General features: G+C 47.5%; 22 protein-coding genes. 14 read left to right on the top strand and 8 right to left on the bottom strand.

Features of this window, described 5'->3' with window-relative positions; translation table 11 throughout:
• Positions 1-15: 15 nt before the first annotated feature.
• The 7 genes from T500_RS0103595 to T500_RS0103565 form a co-directional block, all read right to left on the bottom strand.
• Positions 16-1,236 carry a dihydrolipoyl dehydrogenase family protein gene (locus T500_RS0103595; protein WP_028906967.1) on the bottom strand — a complete coding sequence of 407 codons (1,221 nt, stop codon included), beginning with the start codon at positions 1,234-1,236 and terminating at the stop codon, positions 16-18.
• On the bottom strand, positions 1,223-2,632 hold the full coding sequence (gene gcvPB, locus T500_RS0103590) for an aminomethyl-transferring glycine dehydrogenase subunit GcvPB (protein ID WP_028906966.1): 1,410 nt from the start codon (positions 2,630-2,632) through the stop codon (positions 1,223-1,225). Before gcvPB ends, T500_RS0103595 begins: the two co-directional genes overlap by 14 nt.
• Positions 2,629-3,945 (bottom strand): aminomethyl-transferring glycine dehydrogenase subunit GcvPA, encoded by a 1,317-nt coding sequence (gcvPA, locus tag T500_RS0103585; protein ID WP_028906965.1) that lies wholly within the window; start codon positions 3,943-3,945, stop codon positions 2,629-2,631. The genes gcvPB and gcvPA overlap by 4 nt, the downstream gene beginning before the upstream one ends.
• Positions 3,946-3,969: 24 nt before the next feature.
• Complete coding sequence (gene gcvH / locus T500_RS0103580) at positions 3,970-4,350, bottom strand: glycine cleavage system protein GcvH (RefSeq protein ID WP_013064567.1); 381 nt, start codon at positions 4,348-4,350, stop codon at positions 3,970-3,972.
• 35 nt (positions 4,351-4,385) lie between these two features.
• Positions 4,386-5,495 (bottom strand): glycine cleavage system aminomethyltransferase GcvT, encoded by a 1,110-nt coding sequence (gene gcvT, locus T500_RS0103575; protein WP_028906964.1) that lies wholly within the window; start codon positions 5,493-5,495, stop codon positions 4,386-4,388.
• A 14-nt stretch (positions 5,496-5,509) separates the two neighbouring features.
• Positions 5,510-6,199 carry a biotin/lipoate A/B protein ligase family protein gene (locus tag T500_RS0103570; RefSeq protein ID WP_028906963.1) on the bottom strand — a complete coding sequence of 230 codons (690 nt, stop codon included), beginning with the start codon at positions 6,197-6,199 and terminating at the stop codon, positions 5,510-5,512.
• Positions 6,200-6,290: 91 nt separating this feature from the next.
• The gene (locus tag T500_RS0103565; RefSeq protein WP_230580832.1) at positions 6,291-7,253 is read right to left on the bottom strand and encodes a YqiA/YcfP family alpha/beta fold hydrolase; all 963 of its coding nucleotides are present in this window, start codon (positions 7,251-7,253) and stop codon (positions 6,291-6,293) included.
• A gap of 110 nt (positions 7,254-7,363) precedes the next feature.
• Between T500_RS0103565 and T500_RS0103560 the strand changes: the two genes are divergently transcribed.
• Both T500_RS0103560 and T500_RS0103555 read left to right on the top strand, forming a co-directional pair.
• Positions 7,364-8,038, top strand: coding sequence for an MIP/aquaporin family protein (locus tag T500_RS0103560; protein WP_013064759.1), 675 nt, complete (start codon positions 7,364-7,366; stop codon positions 8,036-8,038).
• Between the two features lie 24 nt (positions 8,039-8,062).
• A complete protein-coding gene (locus T500_RS0103555; RefSeq protein ID WP_028906961.1) occupies positions 8,063-9,289 on the top strand; it encodes a sugar MFS transporter in 1,227 nt (408 codons plus the stop codon).
• Positions 9,290-9,308: 19 nt separating this feature from the next.
• Here T500_RS0103555 and T500_RS0103550 read toward each other — a convergent pair whose 3' ends face one another.
• Complete coding sequence (locus tag T500_RS0103550; protein ID WP_196243462.1) at positions 9,309-11,246, bottom strand: TlpA family protein disulfide reductase; 1,938 nt, start codon at positions 11,244-11,246, stop codon at positions 9,309-9,311.
• A 278-nt stretch (positions 11,247-11,524) separates the two neighbouring features.
• Between T500_RS0103550 and T500_RS0103545 the strand changes: the two genes are divergently transcribed.
• From T500_RS0103545 to T500_RS0103490, 12 genes are all read left to right on the top strand, one after another.
• Complete coding sequence (locus T500_RS0103545) at positions 11,525-12,832, top strand: hypothetical protein (protein ID WP_155267417.1); 1,308 nt, start codon at positions 11,525-11,527, stop codon at positions 12,830-12,832.
• Positions 12,833-12,910: 78 nt separating this feature from the next.
• Positions 12,911-14,584, top strand: coding sequence for a DUF6377 domain-containing protein (locus T500_RS0103540; protein WP_028906958.1), 1,674 nt, complete (start codon positions 12,911-12,913; stop codon positions 14,582-14,584).
• A 149-nt stretch (positions 14,585-14,733) separates the two neighbouring features.
• Positions 14,734-16,065: a TolC family protein gene (locus T500_RS0103535; RefSeq protein WP_028906957.1), complete on the top strand. Its 1,332-nt coding sequence runs from the start codon at positions 14,734-14,736 to the stop codon at positions 16,063-16,065.
• 33 nt (positions 16,066-16,098) lie between these two features.
• The gene (locus tag T500_RS0103530) at positions 16,099-17,328 is read left to right on the top strand and encodes an efflux RND transporter periplasmic adaptor subunit (protein ID WP_028906956.1); all 1,230 of its coding nucleotides are present in this window, start codon (positions 16,099-16,101) and stop codon (positions 17,326-17,328) included.
• Between the two features lie 5 nt (positions 17,329-17,333).
• Positions 17,334-18,089, top strand: coding sequence for an ABC transporter ATP-binding protein (locus T500_RS0103525; RefSeq protein ID WP_028906955.1), 756 nt, complete (start codon positions 17,334-17,336; stop codon positions 18,087-18,089).
• Between the two features lie 41 nt (positions 18,090-18,130).
• A complete protein-coding gene (locus T500_RS0103520; RefSeq protein ID WP_013065353.1) occupies positions 18,131-19,348 on the top strand; it encodes an ABC transporter permease in 1,218 nt (405 codons plus the stop codon).
• Positions 19,341-20,363 (top strand): sensor histidine kinase, encoded by a 1,023-nt coding sequence (locus T500_RS0103515; protein WP_028906954.1) that lies wholly within the window; start codon positions 19,341-19,343, stop codon positions 20,361-20,363. Before T500_RS0103520 ends, T500_RS0103515 begins: the two co-directional genes overlap by 8 nt.
• On the top strand, positions 20,360-21,070 hold the full coding sequence (locus T500_RS0103510) for a LytR/AlgR family response regulator transcription factor (protein WP_028906953.1): 711 nt from the start codon (positions 20,360-20,362) through the stop codon (positions 21,068-21,070). The genes T500_RS0103515 and T500_RS0103510 overlap by 4 nt, the downstream gene beginning before the upstream one ends.
• A 174-nt stretch (positions 21,071-21,244) precedes the next feature.
• A complete protein-coding gene (locus tag T500_RS0103505) occupies positions 21,245-22,246 on the top strand; it encodes a class II fructose-bisphosphate aldolase (protein WP_028906952.1) in 1,002 nt (333 codons plus the stop codon).
• 98 nt (positions 22,247-22,344) lie between these two features.
• Positions 22,345-24,009 carry a family 43 glycosylhydrolase gene (locus T500_RS0103500; RefSeq protein WP_028906951.1) on the top strand — a complete coding sequence of 555 codons (1,665 nt, stop codon included), beginning with the start codon at positions 22,345-22,347 and terminating at the stop codon, positions 24,007-24,009.
• A 3-nt stretch (positions 24,010-24,012) separates the two neighbouring features.
• Positions 24,013-24,684 (top strand): tRNA (N6-threonylcarbamoyladenosine(37)-N6)-methyltransferase TrmO, encoded by a 672-nt coding sequence (gene tsaA, locus T500_RS0103495; RefSeq protein ID WP_028906950.1) that lies wholly within the window; start codon positions 24,013-24,015, stop codon positions 24,682-24,684.
• Between the two features lie 324 nt (positions 24,685-25,008).
• The gene (locus T500_RS0103490) at positions 25,009-26,073 is read left to right on the top strand and encodes an AAA family ATPase (RefSeq protein ID WP_028906949.1); all 1,065 of its coding nucleotides are present in this window, start codon (positions 25,009-25,011) and stop codon (positions 26,071-26,073) included.
• Positions 26,074-26,193: the final 120 nt, after the last annotated feature.

The raw sequence follows: 26,193 nt of genomic DNA, 5'->3' as shown, positions 1-26,193 counted from the left end.
TTATAAAGTCCGTTGTTACTCTACAGCGGACTTTAATATTTCTGACAGTGTCGGATGGATATGTACCATATCGGCCAGTTCGGCGATAGTGGTATGTTTGCACATCAGCACACTCACCTCCTGTACAATATCAGCCGAATGGGCACCATAGGCATGACAACCTAAGATTAGGCCATCCTCGGGTGATACAAACAACTTCAACATACCCTCTGTTTCACCCATCGCCATAGCCTTGCCATTAGCACGCCAGAACGACTTCTTGCATTCGTAAGCAATACCATCGACCTTAAGTTGGTCTTCGGTTGGACCCACACAAGCGGCTTCGGGCTGTGTAAAGATGGCCGCAGGCATGATATCAAAACGGATATTGTCGGGTTTGCCGATAATCTGATTCACCACATGGATGGCCTGCATCTCAGCGGCATGAGCCAGCATCTGTTTGCCATTTACATCGCCAATGGCGTAGATGCCATTCACGGTGGTCTTGAAGTGATCATCTACGGCAATGCCCTTGCGCTCATCGTACTCAATACCGGCATTGGCAAAGTCAGCCTGCACACGAGGTTTTCTACCTGTAGCCATCAGGACAACATCGGCATCGATATCGGCGATATCTTCTACAGCAGTCTTCATCTTGAAAGTAATACCGCCTTTCTCAAGATACTTACGCAGACGCTTAGCGATATCGCTATCAAGGGCTGGCAAGCACTCCTTCAGATATTCAATCACCGTTACCTCAGTACCAAAGCGATTGAACACCGAGGCGAACTCCATACCTATCACACCGGCACCAATAATTGCCAAGCGCTTGGGCTGGGTTTCGAGACTCAACAAACCAGTAGAATCTACCACACGAGGGTCTTCCTTTCCTTTAATAGGGAGCCATTTGGTTTCGGAGCCGGTAGCAATGATGATGTTGTCGGCAGTATAATCGCCAACGGTATGAGCATCTGTAAACACGCCCTTCTCACGAACCAACGTGATATTGGGATGCGAAAGGATGCCCTCAACACCCTGACGAAGCTGACCAACAACTGTTGCCATGCGTTCGCGAGCCTCAGCAAAGGTAGCACTATGCACATAGGTCTTGGTGGGTATACAACCCACATTCAAACAGGCCCCCCCCACCTCTGAGCCTTCGAAGATAACCACCTTTAAGCCTTGCTTAGCGGCATATTCAGCGGCGCGGTAACCACCTGGGCCCGCGCCGATGATAATGAGATCAGTTTTGTTCATTCTTTAACTGCTTATAGGTTGTGACAGGATGCTTAGCGGCGAGGACATCGTCGACACGGCCAATAGGCGTATTGTGTGGAGCGCCCTTCACCAGTTCGGGATCGGTCTTAGCCTCCTCGGCAATCTGTCGCATCACGGCAATAAAGCCATCCAGCGTTTCCTTCGACTCGTTCTCCGTAGGCTCGATCATCAAGCTCTCGTGGAACAACAAGGGGAAGTAGATGGTTGGCGCATGATAGCCGTAATCGAGCAATCGCTTAGCCACATCCATCGTGGTAACACCCGTCGATTTATCCTTCAGTCCGTCGAACACAAACTCATGACAACAGATGGTGTCGATAGGCAGTTCGTACACATCCTTGAGCGACTCCTTGATATAGTTGGCATTCAAGGTGGCTAACGGACCAACCTCCTTGACATGTTCACGACCCAACGAGAGGATGTAAGCATAGGCACGCATCATCACACCATAGTTACCCTGATAGGGCGACACAAAGGGGAAGCAATCCTGCAATCCCTCGCGAACACCTACAGGACCAGCACCAGGACCACCACCGCCATGAGGCGTTGAGAAGGTCTTATGCAGGTTAATATGCATCACATCAAAGCCCATATCACCAGGACGACAAGCGCCCAGCATCGGGTTCAGGTTGGCACCATCGTAATACATCAAACCACCACAGGCATGAATCAGTTGGGCAATCTCAGGAATACGGGTTTCAAACAGTCCGAGGGTGTTAGGATTGGTCATCATCATAGCGGCAATCTCAGTTCCCTGCTCAGCTACCAAGCGTTGCAGATCCTCGAAATCAACCTGACCATTAGCCAGCGATTTCACCTCAACAATCTCCAAGCCACACACTGCGGCCGAGGCAGGATTGGTACCATGGGCACTGTCAGGCACAATCACCTTTTTGCGCGCCATATCACCACGACTACGATGATAGTTGTCGATAGTCATCAGTCCCGTTAACTCACCATGGGCACCAGCATAGGGCTTAAAGGTGAAGTGAGCCAGACCTGTGAGTGCGCAGAGCGACTTTTCCAACAGGGTTACCAAAGCCTGCGCACCACGTACCGTTTCGACAGGTTGCTCAGGGTGCAGATTCTGGAACTGGGGCAGAGCGGACATCTCCTCGTTGATTTTGGGATTGTACTTCATGGTACATGAACCCAGCGGATAGAAGCCCGTATCAACACCAAAGTTATTATTAGAGAGGTTGGTATAATGGCGCACCACGGTGAGCTCGTCGCACTCAGGCAACTGAGCCTCTTCGGCACGTTTCATCTCTGCAGGTATCTCGTAACTGCCAAAATGATTCTTAGGCAGACTATAGCCTTTGCGGCCCTCCTTTGAGAGCTCAAAGATCAGATTTCCATATAATCGGTTGTTCATAGGGCAGCAATGTTTACGAGGTTATCAATTTCTTCCTTGGTACGCTTCTCGGTAACGGCAAACAGAATGCCATCACCCAGCTTTACGCCACCCAATATACCTGCATCCAGCAAGTGCTTAGAGAAAGTATCAACATTGCCATCATACTTTACGAAGAACTCATTAAAGAATGGTTTGTCGAAAGCCAGATGGAACTTACCAGTTTTAACCAGTTCGTCGCACAGATAATGTGCACCGGCATACGAGAGCTCTGCGGCCTCTTTCACTCCCTGCTTACCCATCAACGACAGATACATGGTAACAAAGAGCGCCATCAGACTCTGGTTTGAACAGATATTTGAAGTGGCTTTCTGACGACGGATATGCTGTTCGCGAGCCTGAAGAGTGAGTACAAAGGCACGCTGATCGCGATTATCCTTGGTCATACCCACAATGCGTCCTGGCATCTTACGAATCAACTTCTCGGTGCAACACATATAGCCTACGTAAGGACCACCAAACTGCATGGGGATACCCAAGCTCTGACCATCGCCCACAGCAATATCAGCACACCACTCGCCTGGTGTCTTCAGCACAGCCAAGTCGGCAATCACACTGTTCATGACAAACAGAGCCTTCTGCTCATGACAAGCCTCAGCAAAACCGGTAAAGTCTTCAACAATACCATACACGTTAGGCTGTTGCACAATAGCACCAGCCACACCACCATTTGCGAGTTGAGATTTGAGCATTGAGAGATCGGTAGCACCATCCTTCAGAGGGATGGTTTCGAGTTCGATTCCTTGATGCAGGGCATAGGTATCGAGCACCTTGCGGGTCTTGGGATTCAGACCTGCTGATACCAGCACCTTGTTCTGTTTCTTACCTGCGGCAACAGCCATCATCATAGCCTCGGCAGTAGCGGTAGTACCATCGTACATCGAAGCGTTAGAGATGTCCATACCTGTCAGTTCGGCCATCATGCTCTGATACTCAAAGATATAGTGCAAAGTGCCCTGTGATATCTCAGCCTGGTACGGAGTATACGAAGTAAGGAACTCTGAACGCTGCAACAAACTGGGGATAACAGATGGCATATAGTGATCGTAAACACCATAGCCAGCAAAGCAGGTAAGCTGTTGGTTCTGCGAGCCCAACTTATCAAACAGTTGGCGCACTTCCAACTCACTCATCTCCGAGGGCAACTGGTAGTCGCCCTTAAAGCGGATGGCATCGGGTATCTGGGCATACAGACCATCCAAGTCTGTCACCCCTACCTTCTCCATCATCGCCTGCAAGTCGTCGCTTGTATGCGGAAAGTATTTGTAATCCATAGATTATTGTTTGGAGGGCACGAATTACTTCTCGCAGAAAGCAGCGTAGGCCTTGGCATCCATCAGGTTTTCAACCTCAGAAGGATCGCTGAGCTGTACTTTGATAATCCAGTTCTCAAAGGCATCCTGGTTGATGAGTTCAGGCTGGTCGTCGAGAGCTTCGTTAACCTCTACAACGGTGCCACTAACGGGCGAGATCAGATCCGATGCAGCCTTTACGCTCTCAACGGCGCCAAACTCCTCACCTGCTTCAACCTCGTCGTCAACATCAGGCATATCTACATAAACCACATTGCCCAGAGCATTCTGAGCGTAGTCGGTAATACCTACAAAACCAAAATCACCTTCTACTCTAACAAATTCATGAGACTCTGAGTAGTAGAGTCCTTCAATTACTTTAGCCATATCTTTTACAATTTTAGGAATTACAATTTATTTTGTTATTTCTTGTAGCTCTTATTATAGAACTGCTTCTTTACCACCTTGCCTGGGAATACCTTTTTGCGAATCTGAATCTGCACTTCGGTATCCAGTTTGGCGTATGAGGCATCAATGAGTGCCATGCACACGCTCTTATCAGTAGATAACGTGTGATAGCCAGTTGTCACCTCACCGATAGGTTCGCCTGCCATGTCCAGCACGGTGTAACCATGACGGGGGATGGCCTTATCCATCAGTTCGATACCCACCAGTTTCTTAGCAGGGCCTTCGGCCTTTTGCTTGGCCAGTGCCTCCTTACCAATAAACTCGGTCTTATCCAACTTAACGAACATGCCCAAGCCTGCCATGATTGGGGTAATCTCCTCAGAGAGTTCGTCGCCATAAAGTGGCAAGCCCACCTCGAAGCGCAGGGTATCGCGACAACCCAGTCCACATGCCTGAACACCTGCTGCAATCAGCTTATCCCAGCACTCACGGATATAGTCGTGGTTGGCATAAATCTCAAAGCCATCCTCGCCAGTATAACCTGTACGAGAGATGATAACGTCGCCAATAGTCTTACAGGTATAGAATACCAGTTCGGCACAAGGCAAGCCCAATACCGTTTCAACGATATGCTCGCTCTCTGGTCCCTGAACAGCTATCTGACCGTAGAAGTCGGAACGGTTCTGCAGGTCGATATCAAAACCCTCGGCATTCTGTTGCATCCATGCCCAGTCCTTATCGATGTTAGCGGCATTGATAACCAGAAAGAAATCGTTCTCACCCATCTTATACACCAACAGGTCGTCTACCGTACCACCATTCTCGTAGCACATCATACCGTAGTAGATCTTGCCCACAGGGGCACCAGCGATATCGTTTGTAAAAATATGCTGCACATAACGCTCGGCATCAGGACCTTTTACGGTTACCTCGCCCATGTGCGATACATCAAACAAGCCCACATGCTCGCGAACGGCCGTATGCTCGGGGGCGATACCAGCCATCTGATAAAGCAAGGGCATATCAAAACCACCAAACGTTACCATGGTGGCACCAAGCTGTAGATGCTTGTCGTACAAGCAAGTACGCTTTTCTTTCTTTTCTAATTCTTGTTTTATTGCCATAGATTATTGTATTTTTAATTATTGTATTTTAATGATTCTATTTGTTCAATGTCCTTAATTTGTTGGGGTGTGAGCATCACCTCGTCATCACACAGGGTTTGCCGTATCAGTGTTTTTATCTCGTCGAGCGATAACGTGGTGTGATCTTTTAAAAAGGTGATGCGTTGCCGCACGCTCTGTATGCCTTTCTTCTCCAACTTCTCCGGGCCTGGCGTGATGGCATTCAGCATGTGCTCCATATTGGTATCGTAGAGCATGGTGCTGTGAACGATGCTGCGCCCGGGCAACTGATAGAAAGCCGTGCCGCACACTTTCCTATCACCTATCATAATATCGTTATGCGTGGTGCTGGTGGCTTCGACACCCATCTTATGCAGCACCAGTTGCACCATCGTTACAAAACGGTTAAAGGTAAAGCCTACGTTGTCGCCATCCGTAATCATCGAGAGCATCAGGTTGTCCATATCGGCATACACACATCCACCACCGCTCTTACGGTGATACACATGGATGCCATGCTCGCGACAATAAGCCAAGTTTACCTCGTTCTCAACCACCTGGTTGCGACCATAGATAACACTGGGCTCTACTTGCCACATAAAAAAGCAGTCGGGTTCGTTCAGATTTCGCGCCACATACTCCTCCATCGCCAGATAGAAACTTAGGCGACGGGGTTCGTTAGTAGGTAAGGCGATATATTTCATCTGTAAAGTATAGTCATTAAAACTTTCTGCAAAAATATGAAGATTTTATGTAACCGCCAAATTCTTTCCTCTAAATAATGCTAAATCTTATTTATTGTCCGCCCAGACGTTCAAAGTAGGGTATCACATCGTCCCACGTCTTAAAGGTATCGCTTCCAAACTCTATCAGCGTAGCCATGCCATCAACCTTCTGTGTATCAATCAGATAATCACCATACAGCAGTTGTTTCTGGTTGGTAAAAATGGTATGTCCGTAGGCTGGTACGTTGATGTATTCATACAGCCAGGCGTTCACATCGGCATAATCCTTGGCATCTACCGTAGCAGGAGCCACAAAGTAGAGCTGATAGGTTTCGAGCAACTGGCGGATGGCTTTTTGCGACGAACTGCGTGGTTTGCCATACTGATCAATCAGCGTGTTGGTGCTGATATACACAATGGGGCGCTCCCTACCCTCCTGCTTGTCGTTCACCCAACGGATTACAGGCACCACCGAGTGCATAAACGAACCATCGTTCATACGGTGCTCGCCATGAAAGCGAACGGCCTGCTGGTAATGCTCACGGAACAGGTCGTAAGTATTCACAGTGGTATCCTCGTCGCCAAACAAGCCCCAGACATGTTGCTGTTCGGCATCGCTGGTATCGGCAAAGCATTTTTCGGTGATATCCTTATACTCCTTTACAAGAGCCTTGGTAACGATAAAATCCTGCACACCATCCTGGCGTGGGTTCTGAAAGTGCTGGGCACCAATCATACCGTGTTCTTTCATCGTATCGCCCATCTGCATGGCAGGGTTTACCAAAATGCGGTCATAGCCATGCAGCATCTCAGCATACATACCACCCATCGAGGTACCGATAATCAGGTCGGGCTTCTCGGTTTCACATATCTTATATAATAGAGCCATCGCCTCCTCGGGGTGGATAGGCAGGTCAGGAGCAATCACCTCGGCCTCGGTCAACACCTCGCGGATACGGGTTACAGTACCACTCTGCCCTGATGAAGCAAAGCCATGCACATACATTACTTTTTTACCTTTAAATAAATCCATCATGGTGCAAAATTACAAAATTACCGCGAAAAAATTTGCACGGAACGAAATAATTTGTATCTTTGCAAGCAAAAATCTACATATCAATCAACATTTTAAACTTCTATGTTATGAAAAAGTATTTAGCAGAAATGGTGGGCACTATGGTGCTCGTGTTGATGGGCTGCGGTGTAGCAGTTAGTTTGGGTTGCGACCCAGTAAACAACATCCCCGCTGTGGTAGGTACGGCATTTGCCTTTGGCTTATCGGTGGTGGCTATGGCATATACCATCGGTGGCATCAGTGGTTGCCACATTAATCCTGCCATCACCTTAGGATGCTTCCTCAGTGGCCGTATCAGTGGCAAGGATTGTGGCATGTACATGCTGTTCCAGGTGATTGGTGCTTTCATCGGCTCTCTGCTATTGTATATACTTACCGAGAATGTACCAGGTTTGGAGGGTACTGGTGCCAACGATCTGCAGGCTAACGTAAGCGTGCTGGGCGGACTGCTGGCCGAGATTATCTTTACCTGTGTATTTGTGCTCGTAGTGCTGGGCGCTACTGCCAAGACCAATGGTGCTACCAACAACTTCGCCGGACTGGCTATCGGTCTGTCGCTTATTCTGGTTCACCTGGTTTGCATCCGTTATACAGGCACATCGGTAAACCCTGCCCGTTCTATCGCTCCCGCCATCTTCGAGGGCGGCACAGCTTTGTCTAATCTCTGGATTTTCATCGTTGGTCCATTTGTTGGTGGTGCATGTGCAGCAGGTATCTGGAAACTGATTGATTCAGATAAATAAATATATAAAAAGGTAAAAACTACAGTGAAACAAAACAACGGACTTTTTAGGGCAAACGGCGCCAACTATTTGGTGCCGTTTGTATTGATTACAACTCTCTTTTTCTTGTGGGGATTTGCCCGTGCCATTCTCGATGTGCTTAACAAGCACTTCCAGAACGAGATGCACATCAGCATCACCCAGTCGAGCCTCATCCAGGTAACCACCTATATGGGCTACTTCCTGATGGCTATCCCCGCAGGTTTGTTTATTAATCGCTTCGGCTATCGTCGTGGCGTAGTATTCGGATTGCTACTGTTTGGTCTGGGCTCATGGTTGTTTGTGCCTTGTACCGAGGCAGGCACCTTAGATGCCTACCTGTTTGCGCTGTTCATCATCAGCGTGGGATTGGTATTCCTAGAGACTGCCGCCAACCCTTATGTAACAGAACTCGGCGGTAAAGAAACGGCCTCCAGCAGATTAAACCTCTCACAGTCGTTCAACGGTCTGGGTTGCCTGTTTGCCACCTTTGCCGTAGGACAGTTCCTGTTCAGCGATGGTGGTGGCAACGTAGAAATACCCTACGTTATCTTAGGATTCGTGGTATTAATCATAGCAGGCATCTTTGCTCGCGTTGATCTGCCAGAGATACGTCATAACGACGGACTGGAGGAGAAAGCCAAGTACGGTCGCGAGCCACTGAAGCGCATCTGGCGCCACAAATATTTTGTGTATGGACTTATCGCCCTGTTCTCTTACGAGGTAGCCGAGATTTCCATCAACAGCTATTTCATCAACTATGTTACGGGCATGGGCTGGATGGACGATCGCACGGCCTCGATGGTGCTAACAGGTGCCTTGGCCTTCTTTATGGTAGGCCGTTTTGGTGGTAGCTTTATCATGCGCTGGGTACCTGCCGAGCAGATGTTGCTTATCTGTGGTTGCGGTTGCGTACTGTGTACCATGGTGGTACTGATGAATTTCGGTAAGCTGTCGATGATTGGTCTGTTAGGCAACTATCTGTTCGAGGCTATAATGTTCCCCACCATCTTCTCACTCGCAGTTCGCGGATTAGGCTCACTCACCAAGAGTGCCTCCAGCATTCTGATGATGACCCCTGTAGGCGGATGCGGTTTCCTGTTGGTAGGCATCATAGCTGATGCTACCGACATGATAGTACCCTTCATCATCCCTCTACTCTGTTATATCGTGGTTGGTCTGTACGGCTTCGGCCTCACCATCCACCGCGAAGAAAAAGGCTTGCTCGATTAACTCGAGCAAGCTTCTTTTTTTACAGACTAATACTTCGTATCACAAACACATCCTCGCCATCGCCCTCCCTGAAATCAAAGGTAGCAGGTTTGGTATCAAACGGCTCGAAAGTGAGGGTAAAATCGCTATAGTAAATGTCGTCGCCATATTTTGACTGAGCGGTGTATGCTTTAACTTGGGGATAGTTATCCTCATTAAGCTTGATGCCATCGGTTGTGGTTAATTTATATTTCTTGCCATCAGCAGTAAGGTATGAATCACTGGTAATTCTGAACCAATAGCCTTTCTTGGTATAGTAGCGAAAACTGATGGTGGTACCTTTATTGTTGGCATCGACTTTCCGGATGGCAAGATTTAGATTATCATAATTGTCCTGTTTAGGACCATTCAAAGCCTCAGCCATCCCTAAGAAGAAACCAGCGCCATATCCTGTCAGCTCACAAAGGATGCGACCACCGGGCGATAATAACACATAGAAAGGTACAGCTTTGAAATCGTAATAATGGCTCTGTATGCCGCCTTTTTTAAATCCTTTACCATCACTCCAGTTTTTCCATACGATGCTCTTGCTCCAATCGCTGTTTTTCCAATCTGGAATTGAATCTAAGTTGATGCTAACAATTTCCAGTTTACCCTGCATGCGTTTGTAAACCTCCTGCAACTCAGGCTCAGCTTTCAGACAATTGCCACAGTGTAGATTCCAGAAGTCGAGTAATACATAGCGGCCATCGGCAAAGGCATCAAACAAGCGATGCTTATTGCCTTGCAAATCGTAGAGTTCCGCATCAACAGCTTCTTCACCCACTTCCAGAACATGCAAAGATTCATCATTTTTCTGCTCTAACGTTTGGGTACTGGATACCACAGTAGATGGGGAATCCAAATCGTATGAGTAAATATAGGGAGCAGTTTGGTCATCGATAAAGCCAGAATAGAGGTAAAGTATCTTGCCATCGTCGGACAACATGATTTCTTGTCCAAACTTATCAAGATGAATCACTTGTTGCTTAACACCGTCCCAGTCATACACCTCAACGGTATTTCCCCATGGGAAAGGTTCTTTCAAATCATATTTTTCCATAGTTTCGCCCTTACGATTGGAATGCTTGTATAACAAGTAAATCTTGTCATTATTTGCAACGCAATGAATGCGTTCGGTAGACGGTGTTTTAGCAATCCCTGGGATTGGGAGTTGGTCAGAATAAATCTGATGCAGAATATTCACTTTTTCACCATCAATCGTAAAGATGAATGCGAGTTTACCCGAATCGTCCCAATACAAGTATCGATCCTTGCCATTACATGCTACACCAGAGCCATCAATATATGTCATCAGTTTCTGATCTGTCAGCACCTCTGGAGTACTATCATTTGGCCAATAATCTAAAGGGGTGACAGTCTGTTTTTTGTAGTTGACGACAGCGAGCACATGGTACATATCGTTGACAGGTGCGCCTGTCGTGAGAAAGGTAGAGTCTGAAATAACAACGAATTCACCAATTTGATTAAAATCAGATAGCTTCGTCAGGTCATACTTTTCCCATCTTGCAGGGGCCTTAGATGTACCCAGTTCATCTGGATGAAGAATTTTCGTCAACGAGACCAAGCTCGATTCACCCATCATACCTTCAAAAGGATGATCAACTACATACAATGTTCCATCAGAGCCTTGAGAAAGTACCATATCGCCGAACTCATTCTCTCCATGTCCTTGTACCAAAATCTTTTCTGCTTTCTGCCATTCCGATTTTGTGAGTTTACCAGAATAAACATTCAAGTCATGGTCCAAAGCATAGATATGGTCGCCAAACATCCATTTTGACCATAAGCCTTTATTGGCGTCGGTGTTTACAAGTTGCCCTTCAAGATACACATCAAATGGTACACTTGCCTGGTTAGAACAGCCCGTTAAAGTAATCAGGGCTAACATCATGGTGATGATAAGTTTTTTACGCATAATCATTTTGTTTTTGAGTGAATAATTAGTGAATTATCTGGATCAATCCGATGGCAAAGTTATGATGAAGACATGAAACTTGCAAGGATTTTTTCGAGAAATTGTGACAAGGGGTGTTGCATGCATTTTTAACATAAATAACTGATAATATGACAGATAGCAAAAACAGGAATGCTAAAAAAGTAGCTAAGAGGGACGGGGTAGCAGGAAGAAAAACAATAAAAAAGCTTGCTTATGTAATGAAAAGACTGTATTTTTGCAAACAAATTACAATCGTTATGAAGAAACTAATAATCATACTGATGTCCATAACCATCATGGTAGGATGCACCAGACAACAGCACCCACTGTTAAGACAGGCTTGGGGACTGGTAGAAGAAAAGCCCAATAAAGCTTATACCTTATTAAGTAAGGTACATACTGATGCGCTGACGGATGAAGAAAAAGCTGAGTACGGCTTACTGAAAACAATCGTAGCCTATAAGATTCACGGTATAAACATCGCAGATAACGACTCGTTGATATCTGCCAGTATTGCCTATTACAATCTGCATGGCGACGAGTGGCATCGCGGGCGCGCCTATTATTATAGAGGTATGCTGAGAATGTACCGCTATGGTAACATGCTGGATGCCATCATCGACTTTAAAATGGCAGAGACCATTGCAGAGCATGCCGATGATAAAGAACTGAAAAGCCATGTTTATGACATCCTGCACCATGTGAACATCATCAGTCATAACCATTATCAAACGCTTAGATATGCCCATAAGTGGTTAGACAACAGTACCGCACTCAAAGATAGCGTGATGATACTCAAGAACCTACTTATCTGTGCTAACGCTTATGCAGATATAAATCAGATGGATAGTGCTCACGCATATTTAAACAGAACGATAGAATTAGCAAAACAAACTGATTCAAGTTTATTGCCAAATATATATGCCACAGCCTATAGAAAGAGTGGATTCCAGTCCCTGGCGCGAATTAAGAAGTCACAGATTCAAGCATACGACGACTCCATGAAATATGTGAATCGCGCCATGCAGATGATTGACAGGCAACAGAAGTTCGACGAGGTAAGACAGACCAAGGAGTTTAACCATCGCCTATCGTGGATGCAGGGGCTGACCACAGCATTGATGATTATTGTAGCCATCGCCGTTGGAGTAGGTCTGTGGTGGCATCGCCGAAAGGTTCATCGCTTAAGCCAGAAACAGGACGAGGATGCACAGCGCATCAGTCACCATCGCACAAAGATAGAGGAACTGGAGAACCGCATGGAACATATCTCATCTACCCTGTTGGTAGGTACGCAGATGTTTAATCAGTTACAACAACGCCAGTCCATCGCCGAAGCCACCGCCAAGGAACAACAATGCCTGGTGGATTACTTCTCACAACTGCGCCCCAAACGCTGGCAGGAGTGGCAACGCAAATACAACAGTCTGTCGACAGCACAATACATTTTTCTGATTATGCAAGACGACCTACACTACGACGACGAGGCCATCACTAATGCCCTGAATGTAAAGCGTACATCGGTAAGAAGCATGCGCTCGAGGATTAAGAGCCGGGCGAGGTAAGAACAAACTTTTTTAGCAAATTACTTGGTCTTTAAAATAAAAATAGGTATATTTGCAGCCGAAACAATTAACTAAAAGATGAGGAAAGAACTACTTCTATGCTTATTGCTGGCTATAACCAACACGATGCTGGCCGATGAGAAACTGGATCTGGAGGCTTACTGCCAGCAGATTGACCATGCTATAGCCCACTCTGCCGACTATGTGGCAGCACACGAAAAGAAAATCAGCGAGACCAAAAGGGCCCTGGCATTCGAAACAACACCCAGGAACAAATATCAGATAAACTTTCAGCTTTACGAGCTGTACCGCGCTTTTGTAAGTGATTCGGCCATGTACCACCTGACGGAGTGTATTAAACTGGCCGACCAGTTGGGCGATGCATCGGGTGCCGTAAAATGCCGTGCGCTGATGGCTATCAGATGTTCGAACATCGGTATGTACGATGAGGCACTGAACACACTCGACTCGATACATCCCGTGGGAATCGACACGCTCTCGTTGGGCATTTACTACGAGGCATATAATAATGTATATAGCGAACTGGCCTACTACACCCGATTGGCACACATGAAGCAGACCTACCAAGCCAAAGCCGACTACTATAAGCAGTTGATGATGGCCATACTGCCACCAACCTACGAAACCCGTTTTTTGCGACTGGAACAGGAGGCACAGGGCGAAGGCGACCTGGAGAAGGGCATGCGCATAAACGACGAATGGTTGAAAACCGTTGAGCCAGGCAGTCACCCCTACGCAATGGTGGCTCTATACCGTTATATAGAATATAAATTGAGAGGCGACAAGCCCCAGATGATGCACTGGCTGGTAGAATCGGTATTGGCCGATATACGTAATGCCGCCATGGACCAGGGATCGATGTGGGAACTGGCCAACGAGCTGATGCTGAATGGCGATATCGACAAGGCATCGAGCTACATCAGTTTTACCAGCGACTGTGCCAACCGCTACGGATCGCGCCAACGCAACTGGCAGATAGCACCGCTTCTGACTACGATTGCCAAAAACTACAAAACCAAGAGCGAGCACACCACCAACCAGCTTCGCATGCTGTTGGTAGCCATCAGCTTGTTGCTTTTACTGCTGTTAGGCGTACTGTTCTTCCTGCGTCGCCGCAACCTGCAGTTGGACGCTGCCCGTATGGCACTGAAAGGCAAGAACGACGAACTGGCCACAGCCAACAGTCAGTTAGCCACCCAAACCGAAGAGTTGTCAACACTTAACTCTCAATTATCATCTCTCAACTCTCAATTATCCGAGAGTAACCGCGTAAAAGAGGAGTACATCGGACGATTCATGAGTCTGTGTTCGCAGTATATCGACAAATTGGACGACTATCGAAAGATGGTGAACAAGAAGATGAAGAACAAGGAGTTGGAGGATCTGTTCCGTATGTCGAAATCTACCGAACTCAAGGAGAAAGAGTTGGAAGAGCTGTATCAGAACTTCGACTCGGTATTTCTGCACCTGTTCCCCAATTTCGTGAACGACTTTAACGCCCTGCTACAGGACGATATGCAGGTACACCCCAAGGAGGAGAACCGACTGACCACAGAAATAAGAATTTTCGCCCTGATACGACTGGGAATCGAAGACTCGTCGAAGATTGCCGAATTTCTGCATTACAGCGTAAATACCATATATAATTATCGTGCGCGTATCAAGAACGGTGCGTTAGACAATCGAGAGAGTTTCGAACGGCGTATCAAGCAGTTAGGTAACATACAATAGCATCTTGGAGTTAACAAAATATTATAAAAATATTGAAATAATCCACTAATTGACGGCTAAATTCTATTAACCGTCAATTTTTTGTCTATTTTATTTGGAAGTTATCGATAAACTTATTACCTTTGCCGACGAAATCAAATATGATTGGGATGAAAAAAGGATTAGTTGTATTAAGTATGTTGATGCTGACGCTGACAATATCAGCTCAGAAGAAATGGACTATGCAGGAGTGTATCGACTATGCCATGGCCAACAACATAACTCTGCAGAAGTCAAAACTGCAGAAGCAGAGTGCAACCGAAGACCTGAAGGGTTCGAAGGCTGCATTACTGCCTACTCTGAACGCATCTACCAACCAGAGCGTGGGTTACCAGCCCTGGAAGGATTCGGGTGTATCAACTGTTACCAATGGCATGGTAAACACCAAGGTTGACAAGACGTATTATAATGGTTCGTATGCCGTTAACGCCCAATGGACGGTTTGGAACGGCAACCGGAATACCAATAACATCAAGTTAAGCAAGATAACCGAAGACGAAGCCGAACTGCAAAGCAAGGAAACGGCCAACAGCATTCAGGAGCGTATTGCCCAGCTTTACACCCAGATTCTGTATCTGGATGAGAACGTGAAGGTGAACGAGCAGATGCTGGAAACCGCTAAGAAAAACGAGGAGCGCGGACAGGAGATGGTAAACGTGGGTAAGATGAGCAAGGCCGACCTGGCCCAGCTGAGTGCCCAGCGAGCCACCGACGAGTATAACATTGTAGAGACTCGCAGTCAGCTATTGAACTACAAACTGCAGCTTAAGCAGTTGTTGGAGATTACCGACGAGACAGATTTTGACGTGGCTATCCCTGAGATTACCGACACGATGGTACTGAAAGAGGTGCCCACCCTACAGGGTGTTTACGAGCAGGCACTACTGAACCGTCCTGAGATTGAGCGCTCTAAGTTAGCCATCAAGAGCAGCGACGTAAACCTCTCGGTAGCAAAAGCCGGGTGGCTTCCCACCGTTAGCATGACAGGTAGCTTTGGCACCAGCACCAACTCGCTGAGTTCGAACGGCTGGGGCAAACAGATGAAGACCAACTTTGATGCGATGGCAGGTGTTTCGGTAAGTGTACCCATCTTTGATGGCAGATCTACCAAAACTTCGGTAAACAAGGCCAAGATACAGCAGTTGTCGGCACAGCTCGACCTGCTGGATCAGCAGAAAACCCTCTACTCTACCATTCAGGAGTACTGGCTGAATGCTCAAACCAACCAGCAGAAGTACAAGGCCGCTTGCGCTACCGTTGAGAGCGAGCAGCAGAGTTTCGATCTGCTGCAGGAGCAGTTCCGTCTGGGACTGAAGAACATCGTGGAACTGATGACTGGTAAGGACAACCTGCTCTCGGCTCAGCAGAACCAGTTGCAGTCGAAGTATCAGACCATCTACAACCAGCAGATGCTGAAGTTCTACGAAACGGGAGAGATGTAAGAATTGATAATTGACAATTGATAATTGAGAGATATGAAAAAGATCGGTAAGAAAGGATGGATTGGTATCGGCGTTGTAGCCGTTATCGTAATTTTTGCCCTGGTAAAATGCACAGGCGGCAAGAAAGAAGAGAAGATTAGCTTTGATACCGCAAAGGTAGAGAAAACAAATATCCAGACCAGCATTACAGCTACTGGAACCATCGAGCCAGTAACCAGCGTAACCGTTGGTACCCAGGTGAGTGGTATTGTAAGTCATCTGTATGTAGATTACAACAGCGTGGTAAAGAAGGGACAGGTGATTGCCGAACTGGACCGCACCAACCTGATTAGCGAACTTAACACCACCAAGGCTAACCTGAGCAGTGCCCAGAGCTCGCTGAACTACCAGCTGAGTAATTATAATAGGTATAAGGAACTGTACAACAAGGGACTGGTAAGCGCCGATGAGTATGAAAGCGCCCGTTTGCAGTATCTGCAGGCAAAGGAGCAGGTAAATACATCGAAGGAGAGCGTACAGAAGGCTCAGACCAACCTGGGCTATGCCACTATCACATCGCCTATCGATGGTGTCATCCTGTCGAAATCGGTTGAAGAGGGTCAGACCGTAGCCGCCTCGTTCAACACCCCAGAGCTGTTTGTGATTGCTCAGGACCTGACCGACATGCGTGTGATTGCCGATATCGACGAGGCCGACATAGGCGGCGTTAAGGAGGGACAGCGTGTAAGCTTTACCGTAGATGCTTTCCCCGACGATCAGTTCGAGGGTCGTGTAACACAGGTTCGTCAGCAGGCCACCACCGAGAGCAATGTGGTAACCTACGAGGTAGTGATTTCGGCCCCCAACAACGACCTGAAGTTGAAACCAGGCTTGACAGCCAACGTAACCATCTTTACTTTGGAGAAGAACGACGTACTGGCCGTTCCTTCTAAGGCTTTGCGATTCCATCCCAACGAGGCATTACTGCAGAAGGGTGAGACCATCGAGGATTGCGAAGGCGACCACAAGCTGTGGACCAAGGAAGGCACAGTATTCAAGGCTCATAAGGTTGAAGTTGGTACCAGCAACGGTATCATGACCGAGATTATTGGCGGCATGAAGGTTGGCACAGAGATCCTAACCGACTTTAACATCAGTGGCGGAGCAGCCGAGGCTGAACAGCAGCAGGCTGGCAACCCATTCATGCCACGTCCAGGTAGAAACAGAAATAACAACAATAACAAGCAAGGCGGACAAGCTGGCGGTGGTGCACCACAAAGATAAGCATTATGGAAGAAGAGAAGAAAGTAGTTATTGAACTGCAGAACGTAAAGCGCTACTTCCAGGTGGGCAGTGAAACGGTGAAGGCCTTGCGAGGTGTCTCGTTCAAGATTTACGAGGGCGAGTTTGTTACCATACAAGGCACATCGGGCTCTGGTAAAAGTACACTGCTTAACCAGTTGGGCTGTCTCGACACCCCTACTAGCGGCGAATATCTGCTAGATGGCGTGGCTGTTCGCACCATGTCGAAGATTCAGCGTGCCAAGCTGCGCAACCGCAAGATTGGCTTTGTGTTCCAGAATTACAATCTGCTGGCCAAGACCACAGCTTTGGAGAATGTGGAACTGCCCCTGATGTACAATTCGGAGATTTCGGCCTCGGAGCGTCGTCGCAAAGCTATGGAAGCCCTGAAGGCAGTAGGACTTGAAGACCGTATGTATCACAAGTCGAATCAGATGTCAGGAGGTCAGATGCAGCGTGTAGCCATTGCCCGTGCGCTGGTTAACGATCCTGCTGTGCTGCTGGCCGACGAGGCAACAGGTAACCTTGATACACGTACATCGTTCGAGATGCTGGTACTGTTCCAGGAGCTCTACAAGCAGGGCCACACTATTATCTTTGTGACCCACAACCCTGAGATTGCCGAGTATGCTAGTCGCAATATCAACCTGCGCGATGGCAAGATTCGCGAGGATACCATCAATACCAATATCAAGTCGGCAGCCGAGGCACTGGCACAGTTGCCTGCTCCGCAGGATGATTGAGAATTGACAACTGAAAATTGATAATTGAAAATTAAGTATTAATGAATATACTGAATCTGTTCAAAGTAAGTCTGAAGGCCGTAGCGAATAATAAGATGCGCTCGTTCCTGTCGATGCTGGGTATCATCATCGGCGTGGCAGCGGTGATTATTATGATGAGCATCGGTCAGGGCTCGAAAGAGAGCATTCGTGCCGAACTCTCGACAATGGGTACCAACCTGCTGACAATCCGTCCTGGTGCCGATATGCGAGGTGGTGTGCGACAGGATCCGTCGAGCATGCAGACGCTGAAGATGGCCGACTACGAGCGTATTGTTCGTGAGAAGCGTTTTGTTACCAAGGTATCGCCCGAGGTAACAGCCAGCGGTCAGGCCATCTATGGCAGCAAGAACACCAACGCCTCGATGTATGGCGAATCGATAGATTATCTGGACATCCGACTATGGACTATCGAAGAAGGCGAATGTTTTACTGAGGAGGACATCAAAAAAGCCTCGAAGGTGTGCGTGGTTGGTGCTACCATCGTTAAGGAGCTGTTTGGCGAAGGTGCCGAATGTATCGGTAAAACCATCCGCTTCAAGAGTATCCCCATGCGTATTGTGGGCGTACTGAAATCAAAGGGCTACAACTCGTGGGGTATGGACCAGGACAACGTGATTATCGCTCCCTACACCACAGTGATGAAGCGTATTGCTGCCCAGACCTATTTCTCAAGTATTGTCTGCTCGGCTGTAACCGAGGAGCTGAGTGATGCTGCCATCGAGGAGCTCACACAGATACTACGCGACAACCACAAGCTGAAGGAGGATGCCGACGACGACTTTACCATCCGTTCGCAGGCCGAGATGATGGAGACCATGTCGAGTACGATGGACACCGTTACCATCATTCTGGTAGTGGCTGCAGCCTTCTCGCTGTTGGTAGCTGGTATTGGTATTATGAACATTATGCTGGTAAGTGTAACCGAGCGCACCAAGGAGATTGGACTGCGCATGGCGGTAGGTGCTACCGGTCCCGTTATATCGCTACAGTTCCTGATAGAGAGTGTGCTGATATCCTTTACAGGCGGACTGATAGGCGTGATAGTGGGCGTTGGCGCCAGCACGTTCTTAGCATCGTTCGGCATGCCATCAAGCGTACCCGCCTGGAGTATCTACGTATCGTTCCTGGTATGCGTGTTTATCGGTGTACTATTCGGTTACATTCCTGCACAGAAAGCAGCAAATATGGATCCTATAGAAGCTATAAGACATGAATAAACATTTAGCAGGCCTATGCCACGTGGCCCTTTGGGCATTTATGTTCCTGTCGCCTCTTACATTCTGGAGAGGCACAGGAATCAAGTTTTTGCAGTACCTGATGTACTGCATGCAGCCAGCAATGCTGATGATAGTGTTCTACCTCAACTATCTGTATCTGGCTCCCAAGCTCTTCGTGGCAGGCAAGCATCGCTACGACCTGCTCATCAACTTGGCAATGATTTCGGTATTCAGTATCACCCTTCACTACTGGACCGATTTTACCAACGATCTCTTCGGTGTACGCCAGCGTTTCGACGACACGATTAACGACGTAACCAACATTCTGCGCGAGGGACTGAACTTCTGCATTTTCGCAGGTGGTTCTACCGCTTTAGCCCTGGCACGCAAATGGGTAACTGCCGAACAGAAGCTGCAGGAGTCGGAGACTGCACGCATCCAGAGCGAGCTGAAAAACTTGCGATCGCAGATCAACCCTCACTTCCTGCTCAACACACTGAATAACATCTATGCGCTCACGGCTATCGACCAGACACGCGCCCAGAATGCCATCCAACAGCTGTCAAAAATGCTGCGGCATCTGCTATACGATAATCAGGAACGCGAGGTAACGCTCACGGATGAGATGCAGTTTATCGAGAACTATATTGCGCTGATGAAGATCCGCTTGTCGCAGAACGTGGATGTTACGTTCCATCGACAGGTGGCTCTGCCTGGTATTAAGGTAGCACCGCTTATCTTCATCTCGCTTATCGAGAATGCATTTAAACATGGCGTAAGTCCTGTTGAGCCCAGCTTTGTACACATCAGCATTACCGCCACAGAACACGACATCACCTGTCAGATTGAGAACTCAAACCACCCCAAGTCGCACGACGACCGCAGTGGTCATGGCATCGGTCTCAGTCAGGTGCAGCGCCGCTTAGAGTTGTCCTATCCCGGACGTTACACCTGGGAAAAGGGCGTTAATAAAGAAGGAAATATTTACACATCAACAATACATATCCAGTTATGACAATTACTTGTGCTATCATCGACGATGAGCCTCTGGCAGCAGGTCTGCTTGAGAGCTACGCCAAAAAGACTCCTTACCTGAGTCTGCAGGGAACTTACAACAGTGCCGTACAGGCCATGAAGGATCTTCGTGAAAACCCCGTACAGCTGTTGTTCTTAGACATTCAGATGCCCGAACTGTCAGGCATCGAGTTTGCCAAGATTCTCCCAAAAGATACAAAGGTAATCTTTACCACAGCATTCCCTCAGTATGCTATCGAGGGCTTTAAGGTAAATGGTTTGGATTATCTGCTGAAACCCATTTCGTACGACGACTTCATTAAGGCTACCGACAAAGCCATTGAGTGGTTTACCGTTGCCTTGCGTCAGGATGTTTACCGCCGCGACCGCTTTATGTTCGTAAAGAGCGACTACAAGCTGCAGCGTGTGAACCTCGACGATATTCTGTATGTTGAGGGATTGAAGGACTACGTACGTTTCTACCTGAAGAACGGCGACAAGGTAATGTCGCTGATGTCGATGAAGAAACTCGAGGAATATCTGCCCAAGCCAGAGTTCCTTCGTACCCACCGTTCATTCATCGTACATATGAAGGAGACACCACTCGTTGATAAGTTCCGCATCGTGTTCGACGAGGTGATGATTCCTATCTCCGACAACTATAAGGAGGAGGTTCAGCGATACTTCGACGAGCATACGCTGGTGTAAGATTGCAAACTGCGTTTTACAAAAGGTAAAAAAGTAAAAGGGTAGAAAAGTAAAAAAGTGATAAATTAAGAAATCATTAATAACTTTTACCCTTTTACTTCTTTTCCTTTTTACTTTTTTTTGTACCTTTGCAGGCGTTAAAGCGACAATTATTCATTTAAATTTTAAGATATTATGGTTAATTACAAGGAATTAGGACTCGTGAATACTCGCGAGATGTTCAAGAAGGCAGTAGCTGGTGGCTATGCTATCCCCGCTTTCAACTTCAACACAATGGAGCAGATGCAGGCTATCGTACAGGCTGCTGTTGAGACCAAGTCACCTGTTATCATGCAGGTTTCAAAGGGTGCTCGTAACTACGCTAACGGTACCATCCTGCGTAACCTCGCTAAGGGTGCTGTAGAGTATGCTAAGGAGCTGGGTTGCGAGAAGCCCGAGATCGTTCTTCACCTCGACCACGGTGATAGCTTCGAGCTCTGCAAGGACTGTATCGACAACGGTTTCTCTTCTGTAATGATCGACGGTTCTTCACTGCCTTACGAGGATAACATCGCCCTGACAAAGCAGGTTGTTGAGTACGCTCATCAGTTCGACGTAACTGTAGAGGCTGAGCTCGGCGTTCTGGCTGGTGTTGAGGATGAGGTAGTAGCTGAGGAGAGCCACTACACAAAGCCTGAGGAGGTTATCGACTTCGCTACTCGCACAGGTTGCGACTCACTGGCTATCTCAATCGGTACTTCTCACGGTGCTTACAAGTTCAAGCCCGAGCAGTGCACACGCGATCCTAAGACTGGCAAGCTCGTTCCTCCCCCACTCGCATTCGACGTTCTGCACGAGATCGAGAAGAAGCTTCCTGGATTCCCCATCGTTCTCCACGGTTCTTCTTCAGTTCCTCAGGACGAGGTTGACACTATCAACAAGTACGGTGGTAACCTGCCCGACGCTGTAGGTATCCCCGAGGAGCAGCTCCGCGAGGCTTCTAAGAGCGCTGTTTGCAAGATCAACATCGACTCTGACTCTCGTCTGGCTATGACTGCTGCTATCCGTAAGTACCTGGCTGAGCACCCCGATCACTTCGATCCTCGCCAGTACCTGAAGCCCGCTCGTGAGAACATGAAGAAGATGTACATCCACAAGATTGTGAACGTACTCGGTTCAGACGGCAAGCTCGGATAATCCTAGCATCACATTATAAAAAAAGTCCGAAAGTATCATGCTTTCGGATTTTTTTTGTATTTTTGCAACCTGATAATAAACCTAACAATACAAAGAAGATGAAGACGAATGTTCTTAAACTCAGCATCGCAGCTGTATGTGGCATGGGTCTGGCTGTATCGTGCGCCCAAAAGGCAGCGGTAGTAGAAAGCCAGGAACTCACAACACTTAACACCGTTGGCAACCCCTATCTGCCCTTGTGGGAGCATATTCCCGATGGCGAGCCCTATGTGTTCGACGATCCCGATAATCCAGGTAAGCAGCGTGTGTACATCTATGGTTCGCACGATAACCTGAAGGATGCCTATTGCGGTCGCGACCAAGTGGTGTGGTCGGCTCCTACCGACAATCTGAGTCACTGGCGTTACGATGGCATCATCCTCACTGTCAACAAGAATGCGCAAGGCGAGACTTTCGACTCGGCAGGTACAGCCGATGTGCTGTATGCACCCGACATCACTTTTGTAACCGATAGTGCTGGCAAGAAAACATATTACCTGTTCCCCAACGACCAGACGGGCTACCGCAATGCACTGATTGCCAAGAGCGACCGCCCCGATGGACCATTCGAGGTATGCAACTGGAACGCCCAGAACCCCAACCAGGTTGAGGGTATCTATGGCTTTGACCCCGCTGTGTTTGTCGACGATGATGGTCGTGTGTATGGCTATTGGGGCTTTGAGCACTCATACGCCGCCGAGATTGATCCTGCCACCATGTGTACCGTTAAGCCAGGTACAAAGATTGTAGATGGCATGGTATCTGGCCGTAACGAAGAGGGTATCTTCAGTTTCTTCGAGGCATCAAGCATCCGTAAAATCAAAGATAAATATGTGTTTATCTACAGTCGCTTTACCAAGGATGGCGAGTTTGGTTTGCCCACCAGCAACTACAACCTGGCTTATGCTTATAGCAATCAGCCATTGGGTCCTTGGACCTATGGTGGTACCATTATCGATGCTCGCGGTCGCGAGGTTAACGAGAAGGGCGACACCATTGCATCGGCAGTTGTTGATGGCAACACCCACGGCAGTATCTGCGAGATCAACGGTCAGTGGTATGTGTTCTATCATCGTCAGACGGGTACCAACGAGTATGCACGTCAGGCCATGGTGGCTCCCATCAAGGTAACTGTTGAGGAAGGAAAAGACGGCAAGGTAGAGATTACCGAAGGCGAATATAACTCTGAGGGTTTTGCACTCGCTGGTTTGAATCCATTCGAGCGCCACTCAGCCGGTATCGCTTGCTGGCTCACTGGTCCTACCCCAGCCGTTCACGAGTGGCCAAACAACAAGTTCTCAGGTTCGTATGTCGAGGCATCGTATGGTACTGATAAGAACTTCGACGCCCCCTATGCCTTGGCCAATAATACCAACCGTGTGGTTAACAATACCGATGGCTCTATCGTAGGCTATAAGTACTTTAACCTCAACGAGAGCAAGGGCAAGCAGAATCTCAAGCTGTCGCTGAATCTCATCCCTGCAGGTATCGATGGTACCATCCAGCTGATGATCGATCGCCCTTGGACCTCGCAGGGTGGCAAACTCCTTGGCAGCTTCGAGCTCAAGGCCGACATGCCTCAGGAGGCCACCGAGGCAGTTTTCGACCTGCCTGAGCTGGCCAAGCTTTCAGGCAAGCACGCCATTTACTTTGTATTCAAGTCTGATACAAAGCAGAAGTCGCTGTGCACCCTATTGGATTTCGCATTTCAATATTCCGAGTAATACATGGAGATACAGCCCATAGCATGGTTTGAATCACCATTCCCCACAAAGTTTGGTATTCCTCGTCAGAGCGGGTTGGTGCCCGACCTGACGGGGCGTATCGTGTTTGCACCCGAGTACCGACAGATGGAAGCCGTTCGCGGACTTGAGGAGTTCGATTACCTTTGGATTATCTGGGAGTTCTCGGCCAATCGCGATGCCGAAAAGAGCCTTACCGTTCGTCCACCCCGTTTAGGCGGTAACCAGCGTATGGGCGTGTTTGCCACCCGTTCGCCATTCCGTCCTAATAATCTCGGATTGTCGTGTGTGCGTATCGATCGCATTGAGCACGATGCCAAATTAGGTCCCGTCGTCTATGTAAAAGGTGCCGACCTGATGCACCAAACCCCCATCTACGACATCAAACCCTATGTGGCCTATGCCGATGCCCATCCCGATGCCCGTAGCGGCTTTGTGGACAACACCGAGTGGGAGCCCTTGAAAGTGGAACTACCGCCCGAACTGGCAACAAAAGTTCCTGAAGAAGAGAGAGCGTCGCTCATCGCCACCCTTGAACAAGACCCACGTCCACGCTATCATAACGATCCCAACCGCATCTACGGCATGCCGTTCCTCACGTTCGACATCCGTTTCAAGGTGGCTGATAACGTACTCACGGTAGTAGAGATAAAGTAAAGCCAGTCCGTTCACCTAAGGACTGCAGTCCTCTAACCCAAATACTGGAATACTTCCTAGGGAGTACTCCAGTATTTAGTAATAAGTACTGAACCTACAATTAATCCATCTTTCATCAAAACCTCTCCACCTCTCACTCAACCTCCCCCTATTATTAATTTCAACATACGTACATCTCTGATAAAAAGTGAGAGGTATAGGGAGAGGTACAATGAGAGGTTGATAAGTTTTTATCATTTTTCCTACATAAAACTTGGAAGTTTCGAATATATTTCATATATTTGCAGCGACTACGAAAAAAGTCGTAACGAAAAAAGTCGTAATATGGAAAATCCCTTTAAATACGGAACAATCGTCGACGCTGATTACTTTACCGACAGAATTGATGAGGTAAAATATATCAGTCAGTTTGTTAATAGTGCAAATCATCTTATATTGATTAGCCCACGACGATTTGGAAAAAGTAGCGTGGTGGCAAAGGCCGTAAAACAGAGCGGACGTAAAAGCATTACTATCAATCTCCAACAGGTGACATCTGTTGCTGATTTTTCAGCTAAATTGCTTCGAGAATTCTTTAAGGTTCATCCGATGGAACGCATGCGGCATCTTATATCACACTTCCGCATAATACCTACAATATCTACAAACCCACTAACAGGTTCGATAGATGTAGGTTTTCAACCAGGTGTAGATGGCTCTGTACTTCTAGAAGATGTAATGGAACTCATTGAGAAAGGTCATTCTGAGGAAGACCGAATCATCGTAGTGCTAGATGAGTTTCAAGAAATATTGGACCTGGCTCCAAGATTAGATAAGAAAATGCGAGCTATCATGCAAGAGCAGAAACATATCAACTATATTCTGCTGGGTAGCCAAGAAAGCATGATGACAGAAATCTTTGAGCGCAAAAAATCGCCATTCTATCATTTTGGAGAAATGATGCGACTTAACAAATTGCCGCGTGATATATTCCACGATTTTCTTTCAGATCGATTAAAGAATTGTTTTAAGACAAGCAGCGATGAACTTGCTGATTATATTTTGGATTATACCAACAATCACCCCTACTATTCTCAGCAATTGGCAGCGACGATATGGAATATTGGCACACTTCAACCAGAAACAGAGGACGTCTTCCATGCTGCTATCGAACATATAGTAACAACCCATGGACACGATTATGAACGTTTGTGGATGAACATAAACCGTACAAGTAAGTGGATACTACAACGACTAGCAAAAAAAGGGGTGCTTCAAACAGGCGAATATCCAACAAGTACAATCTATAGCGCACTGAAGCGACTGCAAAAGGATGGTTATGTAATTTACTCAGATAGTTATGAAATAGAAGACCCATTCTTCAAGGAATGGATATTAAAAGGTGTATAGAATATTTCTTCAAGTTTTGTATTTCAGCATCAAGGTTTTCCGGCATCCAATTAAAACCATTTCCGTGAGATCACGAAAATGGTCTCCTATGCTGATATAACAAGAAACTGAGAAACTGGG

It is taken from the genome of Xylanibacter ruminicola Ga6B6, assembly GCF_000687715.1.
In the GTDB taxonomy this organism is placed as follows: Bacteria; Bacteroidota; Bacteroidia; order Bacteroidales; family Bacteroidaceae; genus Prevotella; species Prevotella ruminicola_B.
This window is presented reverse-complemented; position numbering and strand designations above follow the sequence as displayed.